Annotated in this window: 21 protein-coding genes; 9 read left to right on the plus strand and 12 right to left on the minus strand. The window is 73.0% G+C overall.

Annotation, left to right across the window (positions count from 1 at the left end):
- Window positions 1-39: 39 nt before the first annotated feature.
- A complete protein-coding gene (locus tag AB0J12_RS30085; protein ID WP_363267693.1) occupies window positions 40-1,677 on the minus strand; it encodes a cation acetate symporter in 1,638 nt (545 codons plus the stop codon).
- Window positions 1,674-2,030: a DUF485 domain-containing protein gene (locus tag AB0J12_RS30090; protein ID WP_363267694.1), complete on the minus strand. Its 357-nt coding sequence runs from the start codon at window positions 2,028-2,030 to the stop codon at window positions 1,674-1,676. Before AB0J12_RS30090 ends, AB0J12_RS30085 begins: the two co-directional genes overlap by 4 nt.
- Before the next feature lie 249 nt (window positions 2,031-2,279).
- Between AB0J12_RS30090 and AB0J12_RS30095 the strand changes: the two genes are divergently transcribed.
- From AB0J12_RS30095 to AB0J12_RS30105, 3 genes are all read left to right on the plus strand, one after another.
- Window positions 2,280-3,806: a S8 family serine peptidase gene (locus tag AB0J12_RS30095; RefSeq protein ID WP_363267695.1), complete on the plus strand. Its 1,527-nt coding sequence runs from the start codon at window positions 2,280-2,282 to the stop codon at window positions 3,804-3,806.
- 65 nt (window positions 3,807-3,871) lie between these two features.
- A complete protein-coding gene (locus AB0J12_RS30100; protein ID WP_363267696.1) occupies window positions 3,872-5,392 on the plus strand; it encodes a S8 family serine peptidase in 1,521 nt (506 codons plus the stop codon).
- Between the two features lie 71 nt (window positions 5,393-5,463).
- Complete coding sequence (locus AB0J12_RS30105; RefSeq protein ID WP_363267697.1) at window positions 5,464-6,834, plus strand: CoA transferase; 1,371 nt, start codon at window positions 5,464-5,466, stop codon at window positions 6,832-6,834.
- Window positions 6,835-6,953: 119 nt separating this feature from the next.
- Here AB0J12_RS30105 and AB0J12_RS30110 read toward each other — a convergent pair whose 3' ends face one another.
- Complete coding sequence (locus AB0J12_RS30110) at window positions 6,954-7,664, minus strand: VIT family protein (protein WP_363267698.1); 711 nt, start codon at window positions 7,662-7,664, stop codon at window positions 6,954-6,956.
- A 195-nt stretch (window positions 7,665-7,859) separates the two neighbouring features.
- On the opposite strand from AB0J12_RS30110, the gene AB0J12_RS30115 reads away from it, so the two are divergent.
- From AB0J12_RS30115 to AB0J12_RS30135, 5 genes are all read left to right on the plus strand, one after another.
- The gene (locus AB0J12_RS30115; protein WP_363267699.1) at window positions 7,860-8,870 is read left to right on the plus strand and encodes a DEDDh family exonuclease; all 1,011 of its coding nucleotides are present in this window, start codon (window positions 7,860-7,862) and stop codon (window positions 8,868-8,870) included.
- 278 nt (window positions 8,871-9,148) lie between these two features.
- Window positions 9,149-9,382: a hypothetical protein gene (locus AB0J12_RS30120; protein ID WP_078633039.1), complete on the plus strand. Its 234-nt coding sequence runs from the start codon at window positions 9,149-9,151 to the stop codon at window positions 9,380-9,382.
- A gap of 84 nt (window positions 9,383-9,466) precedes the next feature.
- The gene (locus tag AB0J12_RS30125) at window positions 9,467-10,261 is read left to right on the plus strand and encodes an SURF1 family protein (RefSeq protein WP_363267701.1); all 795 of its coding nucleotides are present in this window, start codon (window positions 9,467-9,469) and stop codon (window positions 10,259-10,261) included.
- Window positions 10,262-10,349: 88 nt separating this feature from the next.
- Complete coding sequence (locus AB0J12_RS30130) at window positions 10,350-12,137, plus strand: glycoside hydrolase family 15 protein (protein WP_363267702.1); 1,788 nt, start codon at window positions 10,350-10,352, stop codon at window positions 12,135-12,137.
- 5 nt (window positions 12,138-12,142) lie between these two features.
- Entirely contained in the window at window positions 12,143-12,898 is a 756-nt protein-coding gene (locus AB0J12_RS30135) for an SDR family oxidoreductase (RefSeq protein ID WP_363267703.1), read from the plus strand.
- 18 nt (window positions 12,899-12,916) lie between these two features.
- On the opposite strand, the gene amaP is transcribed toward AB0J12_RS30135, so the two are convergent.
- The 5 genes from amaP to AB0J12_RS30160 are packed head-to-tail and all read right to left on the minus strand — an operon-like array spanning window position 12,917 to window position 15,209.
- Complete coding sequence (gene amaP / locus AB0J12_RS30140) at window positions 12,917-13,495, minus strand: alkaline shock response membrane anchor protein AmaP (protein WP_363267704.1); 579 nt, start codon at window positions 13,493-13,495, stop codon at window positions 12,917-12,919.
- 5 nt (window positions 13,496-13,500) lie between these two features.
- A complete protein-coding gene (locus AB0J12_RS30145) occupies window positions 13,501-14,124 on the minus strand; it encodes a DUF6286 domain-containing protein (RefSeq protein ID WP_363267705.1) in 624 nt (207 codons plus the stop codon).
- Window positions 14,121-14,504 carry a hypothetical protein gene (locus tag AB0J12_RS30150; RefSeq protein WP_363267706.1) on the minus strand — a complete coding sequence of 128 codons (384 nt, stop codon included), beginning with the start codon at window positions 14,502-14,504 and terminating at the stop codon, window positions 14,121-14,123. Before AB0J12_RS30150 ends, AB0J12_RS30145 begins: the two co-directional genes overlap by 4 nt.
- Window positions 14,501-14,686: a hypothetical protein gene (locus tag AB0J12_RS30155; RefSeq protein WP_363267708.1), complete on the minus strand. Its 186-nt coding sequence runs from the start codon at window positions 14,684-14,686 to the stop codon at window positions 14,501-14,503. Before AB0J12_RS30155 ends, AB0J12_RS30150 begins: the two co-directional genes overlap by 4 nt.
- Before the next feature lie 49 nt (window positions 14,687-14,735).
- Window positions 14,736-15,209: an Asp23/Gls24 family envelope stress response protein gene (locus AB0J12_RS30160; RefSeq protein WP_363267709.1), complete on the minus strand. Its 474-nt coding sequence runs from the start codon at window positions 15,207-15,209 to the stop codon at window positions 14,736-14,738.
- Window positions 15,210-15,294: 85 nt separating this feature from the next.
- On the opposite strand from AB0J12_RS30160, the gene AB0J12_RS30165 reads away from it, so the two are divergent.
- On the plus strand, window positions 15,295-16,038 hold the full coding sequence (locus AB0J12_RS30165) for a nucleopolyhedrovirus P10 family protein (protein ID WP_363267710.1): 744 nt from the start codon (window positions 15,295-15,297) through the stop codon (window positions 16,036-16,038).
- Window positions 16,039-16,275: 237 nt separating this feature from the next.
- On the opposite strand, the gene AB0J12_RS30170 is transcribed toward AB0J12_RS30165, so the two are convergent.
- The 4 genes from AB0J12_RS30170 to AB0J12_RS30185 all read right to left on the minus strand — a co-directional run bounded on the left by AB0J12_RS30170 (window position 16,276) and on the right by AB0J12_RS30185 (window position 20,900).
- Entirely contained in the window at window positions 16,276-17,079 is an 804-nt protein-coding gene (locus AB0J12_RS30170) for an enoyl-CoA hydratase/isomerase family protein (protein WP_363267711.1), read from the minus strand.
- Between the two features lie 158 nt (window positions 17,080-17,237).
- The gene (locus AB0J12_RS30175; RefSeq protein WP_190220789.1) at window positions 17,238-17,459 is read right to left on the minus strand and encodes a helix-turn-helix domain-containing protein; all 222 of its coding nucleotides are present in this window, start codon (window positions 17,457-17,459) and stop codon (window positions 17,238-17,240) included.
- Window positions 17,460-17,793: 334 nt separating this feature from the next.
- The gene (locus AB0J12_RS30180; protein ID WP_363267712.1) at window positions 17,794-19,392 is read right to left on the minus strand and encodes an ABC-F family ATP-binding cassette domain-containing protein; all 1,599 of its coding nucleotides are present in this window, start codon (window positions 19,390-19,392) and stop codon (window positions 17,794-17,796) included.
- Between the two features lie 203 nt (window positions 19,393-19,595).
- Window positions 19,596-20,900, minus strand: a complete 1,305-nt coding sequence (locus AB0J12_RS30185; RefSeq protein ID WP_363267713.1) for a hypothetical protein — start codon at window positions 20,898-20,900, stop codon at window positions 19,596-19,598.
- Window positions 20,901-21,116 lie beyond the last annotated feature (216 nt).

The following is a 21,116-nucleotide window of genomic DNA, read 5'->3' on the forward strand; positions in this document are numbered from 1 at the left end:
CCACGCCACGGCCGCTCGGAGGATGTGCCAGGCGCGCGCTCAGTGGGCTCCGGTGCCGGTCAGCGAGCGCACCTCCAGTTCGGCGTACTTGCCGGTGTCCGGGGTCTCCTTCGACAACAGGGTGCCCACGACGCCCAGCAGGAATCCGACCGGGATGGAGATCAGGCCGGGGTTCTCCAGCGGGAACCAGTGGAAGTCGACGTCCGGGAACATCGACGTCGGCTTGCCGGAGACGACCGGGGAGAACAGCACGAGGCCGACCGCGGTGACCAGGCCGCCGTAGATCGACCACAGGGCGCCGGCGGTGGTGAACCGCTTCCAGAACAGGCTGTAGAGGATCGTCGGCAGGTTGGCCGAGGCGGCGACCGCGAAGGCGAGGGCGACCAGGCCGGCCACGTTGAGGTCGCGGGCGAGGGCGCCGAGGACGATGGAGACCGCGCCGATGCCGACCGTGGCCCAGCGGGCCGCGCCCAGTTCCTGCTTCTCGGTGGCCTGGCCCTTCTTGATGACGTTGGCGTAGATGTCGTGCGCGAAGGACGACGAGGACGCCAGGGTCAGGCCCGCGACGACGGCGAGGATGGTGGCGAAGGCGACCGCCGAGATGGAGGCCAGCAGGATCGCGCCCCAGCTGGAGTCGGTGCCGCCCAGGTGCAGGGCGAGCAGCGGGGCGGCGGTGTTGCCGGCCTTGTTGGAGGCGATGATCTCGTCCGGCTTGATGAGTGCGGCGGCGCCGAAGCCGAGGGCGAGGGTCATCAGGTAGAAGGCGCCGATCAGGCCGATGGCCCAGATGACGGACTTGCGGGCGGCCTTGGCGGTGGGGACGGTGTAGAAGCGGATCAGGATGTGCGGCAGACCGGCGGTGCCCAGCACCAGGGCGATGCCGAGGGAGAGGAAGTCCAGCTTGGTGGTGCCGGTGGCGCCGTACTTCAGGCCGGGCTCCAGGAAGGCGGCACCCTTGCCGCTGTTGTCGGCGGCCGAGCCGAGCAGGTCGGAGACGTTGAAGTCGAACTTCAGCAGCACCAGGAAGGTCAGCAGCACGGCGCCCGCGATGAGCAGGACCGCCTTGACCATCTGCACCCAGGTGGTGCCCTTCATCCCGCCGATCGTGACGTAGACGATCATCAGCAGGCCGACCAGGGCGACGATGCCGATCTTGCCGCCGTCGCTGGTGATGCCGAGCAGCAGCGACACCAGCACGCCGGCCCCGGCCATCTGCGCGAGCAGGTAGAAAATCGACACGACGATGGTGGAGGTGCCGGCGGCCGTGCGGACCGGGCGCTGGCGCATCCGGTAGGCGAGCACGTCGCCCATGGTGTAGCGGCCGGAGTTGCGCAGCGGCTCGGCGACCAGCAGCAGGGCGACCAGCCAGGCGACGAGGAAGCCGATGGAGTACAGGAAGCCGTCGTAGCCGAAGAGGGCGATGGCGCCGGCGATGCCGAGAAAGGACGCGGCGGACATGTAGTCGCCGGAGACGGCGAGGCCGTTCTGGAAGCCGGTGAACTGCCGGCCGCCGGCGTAGAAGTCGGCGGCGTCCTTGGTCTGCCGGCCGGCCCAGACGGTGATGACGAGGGTCGCTGCGACGAAGACGGCGAACAGGGTGATGATCAGCGTCCGGTGTTCGCTCGCCTCGCCCGCCGCGAGCGGGGTCAGCGCGGCGTGGGCGATCGCGGGGCTCATGTCCGGTCCTCCATACGGGACTTGATGGCCTCCGCCTTGGGGTCGAGCTTGGCGGCGGCATGCCGGGCGTACCACCAGGCGATGAGGAACGTGGTGAGGAACTGGGCGAGGCCGAGCGCGAGGGCGACGTTGATGTTGCCGACGAGCTGGGTGCCCATGAAGTCGCCCGCGTAGTTGGACAGCAGGACGTACAGCAGGTACCAGGCGATGAACGCGACGGTGAGCGGGAAGGCGAAGGAGCGGTGTGAGCGGCGCAGTTCACGGAACTCCGTGCTGGCCTGCATATGGACGAACTCCTCTGTGGCGGGGAGCGCGGTGGGGGTTTCGGAGGGGGGTGGTGTCTCGGTGGCCACCTGGTTCTCCTCGCGTCGCGGACGGTTGCGGCCGGGGCTCCCGGCACTGCGGGGGGCTCCCTGTACAACGGCACGGCGCGGGGCGAGGACCGGTTCAGTGCGCGGTTTTTCTTTCATCCGCAACGCCATAGGTCATTGCTGGCCGTCGAGGTGGCGGGATAGCTTCGGCCTGCACCACCCGTCATGTACCTGCCCGAGGACCACCTGTGTCTCGGGCCGGTGTCGTTTTCCGGATGATGTGGAGACCCCATGGCTCATCTGCGCTCCAGACGCCGTCTCGCCCTCGCGGTGCCCGTCGTGATGTCGCTGACCGCCTCGCTCGGCTTCCTGCCGTCGGTGGCGTCGGCGGCGCCGCACGCCGCGACCACGGCCGAGGCGAGCACGGCCGGAACGCTGGCGTACGTCGTCAACACGCGGACCGACCACCGCACGATCGAGTCGGTGCGGCAGGCGATCACCGCGCACGGCGGGACCGTCGTGGCGACGTACGCGCGCATAGGCGTCTTCGTCGTGCACTCGGCCAACCCGGACTTCGGCAAGGAGATACGCGCGGTGCGCGGCGTGCAGTCGGCGGGTGCCACGCGCACGGCCCCGCTGAGCGCGGCGGGCACCACCGAAGAGGGCGCGGTGCAGTACCTGTCGAAGGCCGAGGCCGCGAAGGTCACGCAGGGCGCTTCGGCGGGCGAGGAGCCGCTGGAGGCCGACCAGTGGGACCTGCGCGCGATCGGCGCCGACAAGGCGGCGAAGACCGACCCGGGCAGCCGGAACGTCACCGTCGCGGTCATCGACACCGGTGTGGACGACACCCACCCCGACCTCGCGCCGAACTTCTCCCGGTCCCAGTCGGCCAACTGCGTCGGCGGTGTCGCGGACACCAGCGAGGGCGCCTGGCGGCCGTACAACCCGGCCGAGGACTACCACGGCACCCATGTCACCGGTGAGATCGCCGCGGCCCGCAACGGCATCGGGGTGGCCGGTGTCGCACCGGGTGTGAAGGTCGCCGGCATCAAGGTGAGCGACCCGAAGGACGGTCTGTTCTACCCGGAGAACGTGGTCTGCGCGTTCGTGTTCGCGGCCGACCACGGGGTGGAGGTCACCAACAACAGCTACTACGTTGATCCGTGGCTGTACAACTGCATGGACGACCCCGACCAGCGGGCCATCGTGGACGCGGTCAACAGGGCCCAGCTGTACGCCCAGCGCAAGGGCACCCTCAACGTCGCCTCGGCGGGCAACTCCAACGACGACCTGGACTCCGACGCGCTGGTGGACGACTCCAGCCCGGACGACGCGACGCCGGTGACCCGGACGGTGAACCCGCACGAGTGCTTCGACGTGCCGACCCAGCTGCCCGGCGTGGTCACCGTGAGCGCGACCGGCGTCAAGGGCACCAAGTCGTACTACTCCAGCTACGGCCTGGGTGTGGTGGACGTGGCGGCGCCGGGCGGTGACAAGTACCAGATCCCGGACACCCCGTCGAAGAACGGCCGCATCCTGTCGACGATGCCGGGCAACCAGTACGGCTTCCTCCAGGGCACTTCGATGGCCTCCCCGCACGTGGCCGGTGTGGCCGCGCTGCTGAAGTCCGCGCACCCGCACGCGACCCCGGCCCAGCTGCAGGCGCTGCTCAAGGCGCAGGCGGACAACCCGGGCTGCCCGGCCGAGCCGTACGACGGTGACGGCGACGGCGTGGTGGACGCGACCTGCGTGGGCGGCGAGCGTGTCAACGGCTTCTACGGCTTCGGCGTCGTCGACGCGCTGCGCGCTGTCAAGTGACCGGATCCCTGCGGCACTTCCGCACGGCCCGCTCGTACCGCGAACGAACTGGAGATCCTCACACCATGACAGCGCCCCACCCGCGCCACCGCCGCCTCGTGGCGATCCCGGCCGGCATGGCCCTGGCCACCGCTCTGGCGTTCCTGCCGAACGTCACCGCCTCGGCCGCGCCGCAGCAGCCGGCGCCCGTGGCCGCCGCCTCGGCCGCGCTCAGCTATGTCGTCAACGTCCCGCCGGGGCACGGCGTCTCGGCGCACGTGAAGCAGGCCATCACCGAGGCCGGCGGCACGATCGTGACGTCGTACGACCAGATCGGCGTGATCGTCGTCCACTCCTCGAACGCCGACTTCGCCAAGACCGTGCGCGAGGTGCCCGGTGTGCAGTCGGCGGGCGCCACGCGCACCGCGCCGCTGCCGGCCCAGTCCACGGGCGACATGGGCGCTCCGCAGGTGCTCAGTGCCCAGGAGGTCGCCGCCGCGCAGGCCGGCGCCGGGCAGGACCCGCTGGAGCCGTTGCAGTGGGATCTGCCGGCCATCAAGGCGGACAAGGCGCACGAGAAGACGCTGGGCAGCCGGGACGTCACCGTCGCGGTGATCGACACCGGGGTCGACGACACCCACCCGGACATCGCGCCCAACTTCGACCGGGCCGCGTCCGTCAACTGTGTGTCGGGCAAGCCGGACACCGCCGACGGGGCGTGGCGGCCGAGCGCGGCGGAGAGCCCGCACGGCACGCATGTGGCCGGGGAGATCGCCGCGGCCAAGAACGGCGTCGGCATGACCGGGGTCGCGCCGGGTGTCAAGGTCGCCGGCATCAAGGTGGGCAACCCGGACGGCTTCTTCTACACGGAGGCGGTCGTCTGCGGTTTCGTCTGGGCGGCCGAGCACGGCGTCGACGTCACGAACAACAGCTATTACACCGACCCGTGGTACTTCAACTGCGCCGACGACCCGGATCAGAAGGCGCTGGTGGAGGCCGTCACGCGCGCGTCGCGGTACGCGGAGAAGAAGGGTGCGGTGAACGTCGCCGCGGCGGGCAACGAGAGCTACGACCTCGCGGCCGACGAGATCACCGACCCGGTCTCGCCGAACGACTCCACCCCCGGTGACCGGGTGATCGACCCGTCGAAGTGCTTCGACATCCCGACCCAGCTGCCGGGTGTGGTGACGGTGGCGGCGACGGGTGCCAAGGGGCTCAAGTCGTCGTTCTCCAACTACGGCCTGGGCGTGATCGACATAGCCGCCCCCGGTGGCGACTCGACCCGCTACCAGACCCCGGCCCCGCCGGCCACGAGCGGCCTGATCCTGGGCACGCTGCCCGGCGGCAAGTGGGGCTACATGGCGGGTACGTCGATGGCGACGCCGCATGTCGCGGGTGTGGCCGCGTTGATCAAGTCGACCCACCCGCACGCCTCGCCGGCCCTGGTCAAGGCCCTGCTGTACGCCGAGGCCGACGCCACGCCGTGCACGGACCCCTACGACATCGACGCCGACGGCAAGGTCGACGCGGTGTGCGAGGGCACGAAGAACCGGAACGGCTTCTACGGCTGGGGCATGGCGGACGCACTGGACGCGGTCACCAAGTAGGCGATCAACGGTAGGGGATCAAGGTCATCCCCTACCGCATATTGATTCAGTCAATACTGCATAGTGCAGTCATGACTGACATCGAGTCCGCGTGGTCCGCGCTGGGCGGCGATCCCGCCCTGGTCGCGCGGACGTCCACCGTGGTGCGGGAGGGCGCGCTGACGGCGCGCCTTCCCGTACGGGAGCTGGCACGCGCGTGCGTCGGGGCATGCGCGCTGGCCGCCGCCGAACTGGGCGCGCGCCGGGCCGGACTGTCTGACGTGCCGGCCGTGCGGGTGGACGACGGTGCCGTGGCCGCCGCGTTCGGCAGTGAGCGGCTGCTGCGCGTCGACGGGCGGGCGCCGGTCTCGTTCGCGCCGCTGTCGCGGCTGTGGCGCACGGCCGACGGCTGGGTGCGTACGCACGCCAACTACCCGCACCACCGCGCCCGGCTGCTCGCCGCGCTGGGCGAGGTCCCCGAGGACGTGAGCGCCGTACAGGCCGTGCTCGCCGGGCGGTCCGCCGCCGAGATCGAGGAGAGCGTGTACACCGCCGGGGGGCTCGCCGTCGCCTTGCGCACCCCCGAGGAGTGGGCCCGTCATCCGCAGGCCGCCGCCCTCTCGGGGCGGCCCCTGGTCGAGCGGGAGCGGCTGGACGACTCCCCCACGCGCGTGCTCGCGCCACTCACCGGCACTCCCCTGCTGCCCGCCGCCGGGCTGCGCGTGCTCGACCTCACCCGGGTCCTCGCCGGGCCCGTCGCCACCCGCACCCTCGCCCTGCTCGGCGCCGACGTGCTCCGGATCGACGCCCCCTGGCTGCCCGAACCGGCCGACCAGCACGCCGACACCGGCTTCGGCAAGCGTTCGGCACTGCTGGACCTGGCGACCGACCGTGCGGCGTTGGAAGACCTGCTGGCGGGAGCAGACGTCGTCGTCACCGGCTACCGTCCCGGCGCCCTCGACCGGTTCGGACTGTCTCCGCGGGCGCTCGCCGCCCGCCGGCCCGGGATCGTGGTGGCGCAGGTCTCGGCTTGGGGTGCGCACGGGCCGTGGGCCGCGCGGCGCGGTTTCGACAGCCTGGTGCAGGTCGCGACCGGCATCGCGGTCACCGAGGGGTCGGCCGCGGAGCCGGGGGCGCTGCCCGCGCAGGCGCTCGACCACGGCACCGGGTATCTGCTCGCGGCGGCCGTGCTGCGGGCGGTGACGGAGCAGACGCAGCAGGGCGGCAGCCGGTGCGTGCGGGTGGCGCTGGCGCGCACGGCGGCCTGGCTCACGGACGGTGTCCGCGACGCGCCGGCCGGGTCGCCCGAGACGTACGAGGGGCCCGGGCCGTGGCTCGCCGAAGCCGACAGCGCGCTGGGCCGGCTGCGCTACGCACGGCCCGCCGTGTCGTTCGCGGGCGGGCCCACCGACTGGGCCCGGCCCGCCGGCCCGTGGGGCGCCGATCCAGCCCACTGGACGTGAGCCGGTCCTGCGGAACGGAAACGTGCGGATCGCGCCATGCCGTACGTGCTCGGGGTGGACCCCGCCCGGCTGACGGGGTCACCTCGCCGCCCGCCCGTCGGGGCCACCGCCCCGTCCCGTCAGACCCCGGCCGCCCCCAGCAGCGCCCCCGCCGCGTAGGTCACGCCCATCGCCAGGGCACCGCCCGCGGCGTTGCGCAGCACGGCCCTCCCCGGACGCGCCGCACCCAGGCGGGCACTGCTCCACCCGGTGAGCACCAGGGCGGCCAGGACGGAGACGACCGTGACGGCGAGCCGCCAGTCGGCGGGCGGCAGCACGATGGCGAGCAGCGGCAGCAGCGCGCCCACGGTGAACGCGAAGAAGCTCGCCCACGCCGCGTGCCAGGGGTTGGTCAGCGCGTCGGGGTCGATGCCGAGCTCCACACGCGCGTGCGCGCGCAACGCGTCCCGTTCGGTCAGCTGCTCGGCCGCCTCCCGGGCCACCTGGTACGACAGCCCGCGTTCCTCGAGGAGTTGGGCCAGCTCCTCCAGCTCCGCCTCCGGCTGCTCCTTCAACTCCCGCTTCTCCAGGGCGAGCGCGGCCAGCTCGGAGTCGCGCTGGGTGGACACCGACACGTACTCGCCTGCCGCCATCGACATGGACCCGGCGAGCAGCCCGGCCAGGCCGGCCGTCAGCAGGGCCGCGCGGTCGTCGGTGGCTCCGGCCACGCCGACGACGAGACCGGCGGTCGACACGATGCCGTCGTTGGCCCCCAGCACCGCCGCCCGCAGCCAGTTCAGCCGCTCCCCGAGGGCGCCGCCGTGGGCTTCGTCATGGTTGGAGTCGGTCACATCGGGAGCATGGCAGCCGGCGCGGCGGGCGGGAACGCCGACCCGCCGGGCCGCCGCGGCGGGCGAACGCGGCGGAAGCTGCGGCGTTTCGGAAGAAGAGGGGACGTATCGGGCACGCCGGTGGGGCGAATCCGCTTGGCCGCGGGCGGACCTGACGGACGGTGCTGTCAGTGGCGGCCCGTATCCTCGTGAACCATGCTCGAAGACCTCGCGACCGCAGTCTCCTCCCCCACCGAGTGGCCGACCGCGTATCCCCAGGGATACGCGGTCGTTGACGTGGAGACCACCGGCCTGGCCCGCGACGACCGCATCATCTCCGCGGCCGTCTACCGGCTGGACGCTCGCGGCGAGGTCCAGGACCACTGGTACACGCTGGTCAACCCCGAGCGCGACCCCGGGCCGGTGTGGATCCACGGCCTGACGAGCGACGTCCTCGAGGGGGCGCCGCTGTTCCAGGACGTCGCCGAGGAGTTCGCGGCGCGGCTGTCCGGGCGGGTGCTGGTGGCGCACAACGCGGTCTTCGACTGGCAGATGATCGCGCGGGAGTACGCGCGCGCCGAGAGCGAGGCGCCGGTGCGGCAGCGGCTGTGCACCATCGCGCTGTCCAAGGAGTTGGGGCTGCCGCTGCCCAACCACAAGCTGGAGACGCTGGCCGCCCACTTCGGTGTCGTCCAGCAGCGGGCGCACCACGCGCTGGACGACGCGCGCGTGCTGGCGGAGGCGTTCCGGCCGAGCCTGAAGGCCGCGGCGGCGAGCGGGGCGCGGCTGCCGCTGCAGGAGTGCCGGCCGCTGACGGAGTGGCGGGACGGGCCCGCGCCGCTGATCGGGCGGCAGCCGGGCGGCTCCTACGGCTACGGCGGCCAGGGCTCGGGCAGTTGGCGTCCGTCCCGCAAAAGGCCCGCATGCCCCTATCCCAACCCGGGCCGGTATGAAGAGGGCAAAAGGCTCAAGCAGGGAATGCGGATCGCCTTTTCCGGTGACACCTCGACCGACCGGGAGCTGCTGGAGGACCGGGCGGTCGAGGCCGGGCTTCATGTGGCGACCAGCCTCTCCCGGCTGACCAGCCTGCTGGTCACGAACGACCCCGATTCGGGCACGTCGAAGGTGGTCAAGGCCCGGCAGTACGGCACGCCGGTGGTGGACGAGGCGGCGTTCGGCCAGCTGCTGGCCGACGTGGAGCCGGCGGAGGGCGGGACGCCGGCGTAAGGCGGAGCGCCGGCGTCCTGCCTAGGGCGGGGCGCCGGCGTAAGGCGAGACGCCGGCGGCTGGCGGGGCGGTCATGACGCCGGCCATCCGGAGAAGGGCCACGGCGGCCCGGTCACCCCGAAGAGGCCCCGGCAGCGCGCGGGTCACCCCGGAGTGGCCACCGCGGGGCGGGGCAGCTGGAGCCGCAGCCCCCCGCGACCGGTGCGGACGGGTGATTGCCGCGCGACTCGCCCGGCGCCCGCTCGCCCGCGTCCGGCCGACGGCCCACCCTGTGGCCCATGGCGAGATGCGAAGTTTGCGGCAATGACTACGGAATGACCTTCGAGGTCCACGCCCAGGGCGCGGTGCACGTCTTCGACTGCTTCTCCTGCGCGATCCACCGCATGGCCCCCATCTGCGAACACTGTCGTGTGCAGATCATCGGTCAGGGCGTGGAGGTCGAGGGCCACTGGTACTGCGGCGCCCACTGCGCCCGCGCGGAGGGAAGGGCGGGCATCGTCGACCGGGTCTGAGCCGGCGCAGGAGCACCTCCCGGAGCACGCCCTCGGCACACCCCCTGTGCGAGCACCCCACGGCCCGAGTTGTACCGTCGTGGGGTGTACCGCTTCCTGTTGACCCGGCAATGGGTGATCCTCACGCTGGTCGCTCTGCTGCTCATCCCCACGATGATCAAGCTGGGCTTCTGGCAGATGCACCGCTACGAGGAGCGCAGCGCCCGCAACCAGCTGGTGTCCGACGCACTCGGCTCGAAGCCGGTGCCCGTGGAGCGGCTGACCTCCCCGGGGCACAGCGTGACCACCGACCAGCGCTACCGCAACGTGACCGCGACGGGCCGTTTCGAGCCCGAGCGTGAGGTCGTCGTCCGGCGGCGGGTCAACGCCGACGGCGAGGTCGGTTTCCACGTCCTCACCCCCTTCGTGCTGCACGACGGCAAGGTCGTCCTGGTCAACCGGGGCTGGATCCCCGCCGACGGCCCGACCCAGACCGCGTTCCCGAAGATCCCCGCCCCGCCCGGCGGAGAGACGACCGTCACCGGGCGGCTGATGCCCGACGAGACGACCGCGGCCAGCGGCATCAAGGACGTCAAGGGGCTGCCGGACCGGCAGATCATGCTGATCAACAGCGAGCAGGAGGCCCGGCGCCTGGGCGCGCAGGTGGTCGGCGGCTACCTCGTGCTGAGCACCCCCGAGCCCAAGGGCGGCACGCCCGAGCTGATCGGCAAGCCCGGCATGGAGGACTCCGCGCTGAACTATGCCTACGCCATCCAGTGGTGGCTGTTCTCCGCCTGTGTCCCCGTCGGCTGGGTCGTCATGGCCCGCCGCGAGATCCGGGAGCGGGCGCAGAAGGCCGCGCAGGAGACGGCGGAGGAGGCCGAACCCGCCACGGTGTGACCGCGCGGACACCTGCCGGGGCCGGGCCCTCACTCCCCCGGGCGCACCCGTTGATTGCCGTGATCCCCGCGCGGGAACCCGGAACTGCGTGCAAGCCCGCATCGAGGACTACGCCCTGATCGGCGACGAGCAGACCGCGGCCCTGGTGGGGCGCGACGGCTCCGTGGACTGGCTCTGCCTGCCCCGCTTCGACTCCGGCGCCTGCTTCGCCAGGCTCCTCGGCGACGAGGACAACGGCCACTGGCGTCTCGCTCCGAAAGGCGTCGACGGCCCCTGCACCCGCCGCGCCTACCGTCGCGACACCCTCGTCCTCGACACCGAGTGGGACACCCCCGACGGCCGCGTGCGGGTCACCGACCTGATGCCGCAGCGCGACCGCGCGCCCGACCTGGTCCGCATCGTCGAGGGCCTGGACGGCCGGGTCACCATGCGCGGCACGCTGCGGATCCGTTTCGACTACGGCTCGGTCGTGCCGTGGATGCGCCGCTCCCGCGACCACCGGGTGGCCGTCGCCGGACCGGACTCGGTGTGGCTGCGCAGCGAGCCGTCCGTGCGGACCTGGGGCGAGGACTTCTCCACCCACTCGGAGTTCACCGTCGGCAAGGGCGAGTCGGTCGCGTTCGTGCTGACCTGGCACCCCTCGCACGAGCCGCGGCCCCGGCAGATCGACCCGTACGAGGTGCTGCGCGCCAGCGTGCGCGACTGGCGCAGCTGGGTGGCCCGGTGCCGCTACGACGGCCCGCACCGCGACGCCGTGGTCCGCTCGCTGATCACCCTCAAGGCGCTCACCTACGCCCCCACCGGCGGCATCGTCGCCGCGCCGACGACCTCGCTGCCGGAGGAGATCGGCGGCGTGCGCAACTGGGACTACCGCTACAGCTGGCTGCGCGACTCCACCCTCACCCTGGGCGCGCTGCTGTCGGCCGGTTACCGGCACGAGGCGGAGGAGTGGCGCAACTGGCTGCTGCGCGCGGTCGCCGGCGACCCGGCCGACCTGCAGATCATGTACGGGCTGGCGGGTGAGCGGCGGCTGCCGGAGGTGGAGCTGCCCTGGCTGTCCGGCTTCGCCGGCTCCACGCCCGTGCGCATCGGTAACGACGCGGTCAGGCAGCTGCAGCTCGACGTGTACGGCGAGGTGATGGACTCCCTCTGGCTGGCCCGCCGCGCGGGGCTGTCCACCAAGCCGCACATGTGGGCGATCCAGCGCTCCCTGCTGGACTGGCTGCGCGACCAGTGGCACCGGCCCGACGAGGGGCTCTGGGAGGTGCGCGGCGGACGCAAGCAGTTCGTGCACTCCAAGGTGATGGTGTGGGTCGCCGCCGACCGGGCCGTGCGCACGCTGCAGACCCACAAGGAGCTCGACGGCGACCTCGACGGCTGGCGGGCGATGCGCGACGAGGTGCACCGCGAGGTGTGCGAGAAAGGGTTCGACAAGCAGCGCAACACCTTCACCCAGTACTACGGCTCACGGGAACTGGACGCCGCGCTGCTGCTCATCCCGCGCGTGGGCTTCCTGCCGCCGGACGATCCGCGCGTGCTCGGCACGATCGAGGCCATCCGCGAGGAGCTCGGCCACCACGGCTTCGTGCGCCGCTACACCACCGACGGGACCACCGTGGACGGGCTGCCCGGCGACGAGGGCACGTTCCTGGCGTGCTCGTTCTGGCTGGCGGACGCCCTGCACGCGAGCGGCCGTACGGAGGAGGCGCGGGAACTGTTCGAACGCCTGGTGGGCGTGGCGAACGACGTGGGGCTGCTGTCCGAGGAGTACGACCCGGCCGGCCGCCGCCAGCTGGGCAACTTCCCGCAGGCGTTCAGCCACATCGGTCTGGTCAGCACCGCCCTCGCCCTCTTCGGCGGGCAGCAGGCAGGATAGGGGCCATGGATCTTGGACTGAAGGACCGGGTGTACGTCGTCACCGGGGCCACGCGCGGGCTGGGCAACGCCACCGCGCGGGAGCTGCTCGCCGACGGCGCGAAGGTCGTGATCACCGGGCGGGACGAGAAGCGGGTCGCGGACGCGGCCGCCGAACTGGGCGCGCACGCGGTCGGGGTGGCCGTGGACAACGCCGACGCCGACGCGCCCGAGCGGCTCGTCGCCGCCGCGCGCGAACACTTCGGCGGCTTCCACGGCATGGTCGTCAGCGTCGGCGGACCGCCGCCCGGCTTCGTCGCCGACAACACCGACGAGCAGTGGCGGGCCGCCTTCGACTCGGTGTTCCTCGGCGCGGTACGGCTGGCGCGGACCGCGGCGGCCGAACTGGAGCAGGGCGGCGTCATCGGCTTCGTACTGTCCGGGTCGGTGCACGAGCCGATCCCGGGGCTGACCATCTCCAACGGGCTGCGGCCGGGCCTGGCCGGGTTCGCCAAGTCCCTGGCGGACGAACTGGGGCCGCGCGGCATCCGCGTCGTGGGGCTGCTGCCGGGGCGTATCGACACCGACCGGGTGCGGGAGCTGGACGCCCTGTCGGCCGACCCGGAGGCGACGCGGGCGGCGAGTGAGTCGCGCATCCCGCTGCGCCGCTACGGCGCGCCGGAGGAGTTCGGCCGCGCGGCGGCGTTCCTGCTCTCCCCGGCGGCCTCCTACGTCACCGGTGTGATGCTGCCGGTGGACGGCGGCACACGGCACGGGTTCTGAACCACCGGGCGCCCCGGCTCAGCTGACCCGCTCCGCGCCGTGTCTGACGCCCCGTAGCCGTACTTCGGCGGGCAGGGAGGTCAGGCCCGTCGCGTCGCGGGCGTGGGTGAGGGTCCGGGCGGTGAGGTGGTTCAGGGCAGTCTCCGGGTCCACGTGCGGTTCCAGGTGGACCCGGATGCGCGCCGAGGGCGCGGTGCGGTGGCCCCTGAGGTGGGCGTGCGCGCGGGCGACGCCGTCCAGCGTGCCCGCGTCGCCGACGAGGACGCGCTCCAGTGCCCGGCCACGCAGCCGCGCGCCCTCACCGTCACCGGTGTCGACGAGGACCTCGGCGAGCCTGTGGCGGCGCAGCACCGCGGTGAGCCACCACAGGGCGAGCAGGAGCAGGACGGCGAGCGCGGCGATGACCACCGGCCACCACCAGCCGGCGTCCCGCCAGCGGGTGCGTTCGGCGTCGCTGAGCAGCACGTCGTGCCGGTCGGCGTGGATCCACCAGGACGGGGCGGACGCGCCCAGCCCCACGGCGAGGACCGCGCCGCCCAGTGCCAGGAGCACCAGTCCGGCCAGCGCGAGCAGCACGCGGTTGACGGTGGTGAGCATGCGGTTCACCCCTTGCGTCCGGGCCGCCGGACGCGCACGGCGAGACGGGGCGGCCGGGCGAGGCCCAGTCCGCGCACCGCGTCGCCGAGCACCTCGTCCAGGTCGGCGTGCACGTCGTCCAGTTCACGGAAGTGCGACATCGCCCGGACGTTCGCTTTCCTGCGGCGCACCCGCACCCGCGCCGACTGCACGCCGGACACCTCCATCGCCCGGTCGCGCAGCACCAGGGCGGCCGCGTCCCGGGTCAGTGCGGCGCGCACGTCGGGGTGCGTGCGGCGCATCGGCAGCAGGGCCCGCAGGCCGGGCGTGAGGGCCAGCACGATCAGCCACAGCCCGAGGGCCGCGGCGACCCCCGCGCCGACACGCACCCAGACGTCGTCCAGGGGCCGCGTGGCGAGCTGGTGGGCGAGGACCCGGCGCCAGCGCATCGCCGAATGGCCGGCCCGGACGGCGCAGATGTCGTACAGGAAGAGGCCGAAGCCGCCCACGAGCAGCGCGGCGACGATGCCGGCCGGGACGCGGCGGGCCGACCAGAAGCGACGCGCGTGGGGGTGCCCGCCCTCGTCGGGGGCGGGCTCGGCCTTCTCCAGTACGGGCAGCCGCTGGGTGGCCCCCTCGGGTTCACTCATGACGTCCTCCCCTGTGGCGTGGCGTACGCCGGCGCCAGGTGCAGCCGTTCGACGTGGACGGCGACCTCCGGAACGTCCATGCCCACCAACGTGCCCACCCGCTCGGCGACATGGCCGCGCACCGCGCGGCAGCGGGCGCCGATGTCGGTGGGGTAGTCGAGTTCGAGGTGGACGCGCAGATGGGCGGCGTTGTGGCGGACGACCACCGTGGCGTGCGGGGTCGCGGCGTCCTCGGGCAGCGTGCCGATCGCCTCGCGCGCCGCCTGCGCGGCGACCTTCGCCACGACCCGGTCCGCGATCCGTGTCGCGCCGCGCTCGCCGGGCAGCACGGCGCCCCGGGGTCTACGGAGCTCACCGGCCCCACTGGTCACGGGCGTCACCGCCGCCGGTCGCTGCGCGTGCGGAAGAGGTCGCCGATGTCGAGATCTCCCTCGGCGAACCGGCCGACCACGAAGCCGATGGCGCCCAGGGCCGCCACCAGCACGAAGGCGCCGAAGCCGCCGAAGTATCCGGCGAAGGCCAGTGCCATGCCGGCGATCATGCCGGCCACGGCCATGCTCATGCTGTGCTCCTCAGCTTGTCAGCCTGCTCGACGACCCGCTCGGGTGCCGTCACTGGATACGGGGCTGCTCGGGCTCCTCGTCCTCCTCCTCGGGGAGCTTCACATCGCTGACGGCGATGTTGACCTCGACGACCTCCAGGCCCGTCATCCGCTCGACGGCCGCGATGACGTTCTCCCGCACATCGCGCGAGAGCTCCGAGATCGACACGCCGTACTCGACGACGATCTCCAGATCGAGCGCGGTCTGTACCTCTCCGACCTCTGCCTTCACGCCCCGGGTCACGGACTTGGAGCCGCCCGGTACGCGGTCGCGCACGGCGCCGATGGTGCGGGACAGACCGCTGCCCATCGCGTACACGCCCGGTACGTCGCGGGCCGCGAGACCTGCGATCTTCTCGACGACGCCGTCCGCGATCGTCGTCTTGCCGCGGCTGCCGGGGTCACCGCCACCGCGACGGGTGGTCTGCGGTTCCTTGCGAATCTCGGACGTGCTTGTCCGGGTTCCGGCCGTCATGTCGCTCATCGCCGTGTCCTTCCGCATCGTCGTCCTTCGACCACCGTAAGTGCGGTTACGCGATCGCGCGCCCGCGATGCGGCAGGCTGGAGGAATGACAGCGGATCGGTGGACGTGGGACGTGCGGCAGCGGCTGGGCCTCGGCAGACTGCTGCCTCTCGGGGAGGCGCGCGACGGCGCGTGGCTGGCGGAGGCCGCGGCGCAGGCGTTTCTTGCGCGGGCCGCGATGGGCCTGCCGGGTGTACTGCTGGGGGCGGTGCGCGTCGCGCTCGCCGATCCGGCGGACGTGGCCGAGCCGGTCGTACCGCCGCCGCCGAGCGCCCTGCCGCCGGGGCCGCTGCGGGTGACGGCGGAGTTCTCCGCGACGGTGGCCGAGCCGCTGCCGGTGACCGCGGACCGGGTGCGGGCGGTGCTCGGGACGGCCGCGCGGGACGGGCTGGGGCTGACGGTCGCGGAGGTGGACCTGCGGGTGGTCGCCCTGCTGGACGAGGCCGTGCAGCCCGTGGCCGGGCCGGCGCCCGCGGAGGCGCCCCGCGGTTACGAAGGCGGCGCGGGCGGCGACACGACGGGTCCCGATGAGGCGCGTGCCGCCGCGGCGGCTCTCGCGGTGCCGGGCGTGGCAGGGCTCGCCGGTGCACTGGGCGGGCTGGGCCGTCCGGTACACCTGGAGGAACGCGCGCAGGACGGCGCGACCCTGCCGCACCGCCACGCACGCGTGGAGATCGCCGTACGCACCGGCCACCGCCCCGTGGACGTGGCCCGGGCCGTCCGCGCGGCGGTGGCCCAGGCACTGCCGGACCGCCCGACGGTGGCGGTACTGGTCACGGCGGTCGGCTGAGGCCCCGCCGCAGCGGCGCCGGCTCAGCCGACCGCGGCGGCACCGGCTACGCCGATCGGGTGAGGCGGCACAGCGGCCCGCCGGACAGCCGACGGCGGCGGCACCCGATACGGCCCGCCCGGTCAGCCGGCGCGGCGAAACCCGGTACGGCCCGCCGTCGGGCGGGACGGCACCGCGGCCCGCCCGGTCAGCCGGCCGTGGCGGTGCCCCGTGCGGCGATCGGGTGAGGTTTCGTGGTCACTCGCCCATGCCGGCCAGGTCGCGCAGGCGGCGGGCCTGGGCCTGGCGTTCGGCCGCGCGCTGTTCGTCGTAGGTACGGTCGGCGGCGCCGCGCAGCAGGGCCTTGGTCTCGATGACCGCGTCGCGGGGCGCGGCAAGCAGGGCGGCGGCCAGGTCCTTGACCGCGCCGTCGAGCTGGTCGGCGGGCACGGCGAGGTTGGCCAGGCCGCAGGCCACCGCTTCCTCGGCCGCCACGAAGCGCCCGGTCGCGCAGATCTCCAGCGCCCGGGCGTAACCGACCAGCGCGACGAGCGGATGCGTGCCCGTCAGGTCGGGCACCAGCCCGAGGCTGGTCTCGCGCATGGCGAACTGCACGTCGTCCGCGACGACGCGCAGGTCACAGGCGAGTGCGAGCTGGAAGCCCGCCCCGATGGCATGCCCCTGCACGGCGGCGATGGACACGACGTCGTTACGCCGCCACCAGGTGAACGCCTCCTGGAACGCGGCGATGGACGCGTCCAGGTCGGCGTCGCTGCTGCGGGCGAGGTCGACGAACGACGGCTCGCCCTCGATCCCCTCGGGCGTGAACATCTGCCGGTCGAGCCCGGCGGAGAAGGACTGGCCCTCACCGCGCAGCACGACCACCCGGACGGAGCCCGGCAGCCGCCGGCCGGCCTGGGCGAGCGTCCGCCACATGGCGGGGCTCTGCGCGTTGCGCTTGGCCGGATTGGTCAGCGTCACCGTGGCGATCGCGCCGTCGACGGTGAGCCGTACGCCGTCCTGGTCGAGCAGGGGAACGAGTTCCGGGCCGGGCGTGGCCATGGGGCGCCTCCGATGCGTGCGGTCACTGTGGATGCCCACGTGGGCAACCATCGTTGGATGCCCCTGCGGGCCATCCGTAAGTGACTGCACAGTAACCACCCGCCCGGCCGGTCGGCCGACCGGGTGGCCACCATCGGAGCCGTGGGGCCGCCCGGGGATCAGGCCGTCTGAGCCTTCTTGCCCCGGGTAGCCCCGCCACGTCCGCGGAGCGTGACGCCCGACTCGCTGAGCATGCGGTGCACAAAGCCATACGAGCGGCCGGTCTCCTCGGCCAACGCCCGGATGCTCGCACCGGCGTCGTACTTCTTCTTCAGGTCTGCCGCGAGCTTGTCGCGCGCGGCGCCGGTCACCCGGCTGCCCTTCTTCAGAGTCTCGGCCACCCGTGCCTCCTCATGGGAAGTGCGCTCTGGTCTCCTCATGATCACCCCTCCGGCGCGGGTTGGCCACCCATTCGGCAAGGTCTGTGCGACACCGTTGTGACGACAGGAGCGCGTCCACACAATCGGAAGCTGATATTCCGCGTGCCGCCGTTCGCAGGATCGAACCGGCTCGCCAGGAAATCCGCAGGTCAGAGACGCAGAACGGCCGGCCCTCCGGACAGGGAGGAACCGGCCGCCAGATACGTGTAGGGCACACCTCGATACGAGGAGATCTCACACAGATGATGGATCACGGATCGGCCGAATGATCCATACCGCTGGATCATCCATTCGATCAAGCCAGGGCGACGAGATCCGCGTAGTCCGAGCCCCACAGGTCCTCGACACCGTCCGGGAGCAGGATGATCCGCTCCGGCTGCAGCGCCTCCACCGCGCCCTCGTCGTGGGTGACCAGGACGACGGCGCCCTTGTAGGTGCGCAGCGCGCCGAGGATCTCCTCGCGGCTGGCCGGGTCGAGGTTGTTGGTGGGCTCGTCCAGCAGAAGGACGTTCGCCGAGGAGACCACCAGGGTGGCCAAGGCCAGACGGGTCTTCTCACCGCCGGAGAGGACACCGGCCGGCTTGTCGACGTCGTCGCCGGAGAACAGGAACGAGCCGAGCACCTTGCGGACCTCGACGAGGTCCATGTCGGGCGCGGCGGAGCGCATGTTCTCCAGGACCGTGCGGTCCGGGTCGAGCGTCTCGTGCTCCTGCGCGTAGTAGCCGAGCTTGAGGCCGTGGCCGGGGACGACACGGCCGGTGTCCGGCTCCTCCACACCGCCCAGCAGACGCAGCAGGGTGGTCTTGCCGGCGCCGTTGAGGCCGAGGATGACGACCCGGGAGCCCTTGTCGATGGCGAGGTCGACGTCGGTGAAGATCTCCAGCGAGCCGTACGACTTCGACAGCCCCTCGGCCATCAGCGGGGTCCTGCCGCACGGCGCGGGCTCCGGGAAGCGGAGCTTGGCGACCTTGTCGGACTGGCGGACCGCTTCCAGTCCGGAGAGGAGCTTGTCGGCGCGGCGGGCCATGTTCTGCGCGGCGACCGTCTTCGTCGCCTTGGCGCGCATCTTGTCGGCCTGCGAATGCAGCGCGGCGGCCTTCTTCTCGGCGTTGGCCCGCTCGCGCTTGCGGCGCTTCTCGTCGGCCTCGCGCTGCTGCTGGTACAGCCTCCAGCCCATGTTGTAGACGTCGATGGTCGAGCGGTTGGCGTCCAGGTAGAACACCTTGTTCACGACCGTCTCGACGAGGTCCACGTCGTGGCTGATGACGATGAAGCCGCCGCGGTAGGTCTTCAGGTAGTCCCGCAGCCAGATGATCGAGTCCGCGTCGAGGTGGTTCGTCGGCTCGTCCAGGAGCAGCGTGTCCGCGTCGGAGAACAGGATCCGGGCCAGTTCGATACGGCGGCGCTGACCACCGGAGAGGGTGTGCAGCGGCTGGCCGAGCACCCGGTCGGGCAGGTTCAGCGCGGCGGCGATGGTGGCGGCCTCGGCCTCGGCGGAGTAACCGCCCTTGGTGAGGAACTCCGTCTCGTGCCGCTCGTACTGCTTGAGGGCCTTCTCGCGGGTGGAGCCCTTGCCGGTGGCGATGCGCTGCTCGTTCTCGCGCATCTTGCGGATCAGTACGTCGAGGCCGCGCGCGGAGAGGATGCGGTCGCGGGCGAGGACGTCGAGGTCGCCGGTGCGCGGGTCCTGCGGGAGGTAGCCGACCTCGCCGGAGCGGGCGACGGTGCCGGCGGCGGGCATGCCCTCGCCGGCGAGGACCTTGGTGAGCGTGGTCTTGCCGGCGCCGTTGCGGCCGACGAGCCCGATGCGGTCGCCCTTGGTGACGCGGAAGGTGGCGTTCTCGAGGAGGATTCGGGCACCAGCGCGCAGCTCGATACCGGAGGCGGAGATCACGGGGTCATACTCCTGGGCGGTGGGGATTGACGGTGGAAGGCTGGTGGACGGTCCCGCCGTCTAATGCGCGAGGAGAATGGCCATGGGAACAGTCTAACGGGCCCCTGCAACTGGTTTTCCGGCCTACGGCGGGGGCCACCCGCGGCGGGGGCGGCCCACGGTGGGGGCGTACGTCCGCTGCGGGTCGTGCGCCCCCGGTGCGGTCAGCTGCCGCCGGTGTGCACCTGGAAGGCGGCGCGGCGCACGGCCTTGGCCAGGGCCGGGTCGGGGTGGGCGGCGGCCAGGGCGACCAGGACCTGCACGGTGCGCGGGTGACCGACGGCGCGGACCTCGTCGAGCAGGGCCGGCACGGTGGGCTGCAGGGCCGACTCCAGGTGCCGGACCAGCATCGGGGCCTCGCCGTGGTCGGCGACGGCGGCGGCCGTGTCGACCCACAGCCAGGTGGCCTCCTCGCGGGTGAGCACCTCGTGGGCGTCCTCGGGGTCCACACCGTCGTGCTCGGCCAGCCACAGCAAGGCGTACGGCCGCAGCGTCGGCTCCTCGACGACGGCACGGACGTCGGGCTCGGCGGGGGCGCCGACGACGCGCAGCGCCTCGAAGGCCAGGCCGCGCAGCAGGGCGTCGTCGCCGCGGGCGGCGGCGAGCAGCTCGGTGACGGCGTTGCCCACGGGGCGGGCGGCGAGCCAGGCGCGGTACTCGGCGCGGGCGGCGTTCGGCCGCAGCTGGGCGCAGCCGCGCAGCATGTCCTCGGCCGCCTGCTCGATGTTGCCCGCGGGGCTCTGCGCGGCGACGCAGATCTGCTCCAGCTTGACCCAGACCGCCCAGCTGCCGAGCGGGGTGAGCGTGGCCTGCCCGTCGCCGTAGGTGAGGGCGCCGACCGCGGCGAGGGCCCGCAGCGCCCAGTCGAGCAGCGGCGCCAGCTCGGCCTCGCCGACCGGTACGCCGACGGCGGCGTCGGCGGCGCCCCCGGCGGTGGCGGACGCGCCGGTGGGCGGCACCTGCGGAGCGCCCGACGTGGGGGCGTAGGGGACCTCGCAGCGCTCCGTGCGCAGTTCGGTGACCCGCTGGCGGAGCAGGTCGAGGAGCTGTTCCACGGGGACGGGGCCGGCGGAGAGCTGGAGGAAGGAGAGGACCTGCGGCATGGCCGAGACGACCTCGGCGACGGCCGCGGGTTCCTGGTCCCCGGGTTCGGGGTGGGCGAGCGACCAGGCGTCGAACAGGGCGACCCAGCCCCGCAGGACGGCGCTGTCGTCACGGTCCCAGGCGCGCAGCCGCCAGCCGGGGCGGGCGCTGTCGCCGTGGACCTCGACGAGGCCGGCGAGGCGGGCGATGTCCCAGTCGGCCCGGATCTGGTCCACGGTCAGGCCCAGCTCGTGTGCGGCGCGTTCCGCGGTCGTGTCGGAGAGGGTGGCCTTGCCGTCGGCGGTGGCACCGGCCCGGCCGGGGCCGAGCGCGGCGTCGGCCCAGCGGGCGACGCGGGCGGCGGCGGCCAGGCCGGAACGAGCCATTCCGGCCAGCTCCGCGGGCGCCGGGGTGCCCTCGGGCGGGCGGGGCGCCCGACGGCGCGGGCGCCGCTGGTTCACGGCTCTGGGGGCGGCGGCCAGGGGTCGGGGACGGACGAGTCGAAGCCTGGAGTCGCGCGGGATACGGGACGTCACGGGTGCAGTCTTCCGGTTGACGGTCCGAAAACCCAAACGGAATGCCACGGCGAGCGACGGGGCGGG

The organism is Streptomyces sp. NPDC049915, assembly GCF_040656475.1.
Classification (GTDB): Bacteria; Actinomycetota; Actinomycetes; order Streptomycetales; family Streptomycetaceae; genus Streptomyces.

What these genes read in the sequence shown, in the direction of transcription:
- AB0J12_RS30135 (WP_363267703.1), top strand. Translation starts at nt 12,143, where the DNA reads ATGGATCTTGGACTGAAGGACCGGGTGTACGTCGTCACCGGGGCCACG.
- amaP (WP_363267704.1), bottom strand. Translation starts at nt 13,495, where the DNA reads ATGCTCACCACCGTCAACCGCGTGCTGCTCGCGCTGGCCGGACTGGTG.
- AB0J12_RS30145 (WP_363267705.1), bottom strand. Translation starts at nt 14,124, where the DNA reads ATGAGTGAACCCGAGGGGGCCACCCAGCGGCTGCCCGTACTGGAGAAG.
- AB0J12_RS30155 (WP_363267708.1), bottom strand. Translation starts at nt 14,686, where the DNA reads ATGAGCATGGCCGTGGCCGGCATGATCGCCGGCATGGCACTGGCCTTC.
- AB0J12_RS30100 (WP_363267696.1), top strand. Translation starts at nt 3,872, where the DNA reads ATGACAGCGCCCCACCCGCGCCACCGCCGCCTCGTGGCGATCCCGGCC.
- AB0J12_RS30115 (WP_363267699.1), top strand. Translation starts at nt 7,860, where the DNA reads ATGCTCGAAGACCTCGCGACCGCAGTCTCCTCCCCCACCGAGTGGCCG.
- AB0J12_RS30165 (WP_363267710.1), top strand. Translation starts at nt 15,295, where the DNA reads ATGACAGCGGATCGGTGGACGTGGGACGTGCGGCAGCGGCTGGGCCTC.
- AB0J12_RS30095 (WP_363267695.1), top strand. Translation starts at nt 2,280, where the DNA reads ATGGCTCATCTGCGCTCCAGACGCCGTCTCGCCCTCGCGGTGCCCGTC.
- AB0J12_RS30085 (WP_363267693.1), bottom strand. Translation starts at nt 1,677, where the DNA reads ATGAGCCCCGCGATCGCCCACGCCGCGCTGACCCCGCTCGCGGCGGGC.
- AB0J12_RS30170 (WP_363267711.1), bottom strand. Translation starts at nt 17,079, where the DNA reads ATGGCCACGCCCGGCCCGGAACTCGTTCCCCTGCTCGACCAGGACGGC.
- AB0J12_RS30185 (WP_363267713.1), bottom strand. Translation starts at nt 20,900, where the DNA reads ATGGCTCGTTCCGGCCTGGCCGCCGCCGCCCGCGTCGCCCGCTGGGCC.
- AB0J12_RS30160 (WP_363267709.1), bottom strand. Translation starts at nt 15,209, where the DNA reads ATGAGCGACATGACGGCCGGAACCCGGACAAGCACGTCCGAGATTCGC.
- AB0J12_RS30120 (WP_078633039.1), top strand. Translation starts at nt 9,149, where the DNA reads ATGGCGAGATGCGAAGTTTGCGGCAATGACTACGGAATGACCTTCGAG.
- AB0J12_RS30105 (WP_363267697.1), top strand. Translation starts at nt 5,464, where the DNA reads ATGACTGACATCGAGTCCGCGTGGTCCGCGCTGGGCGGCGATCCCGCC.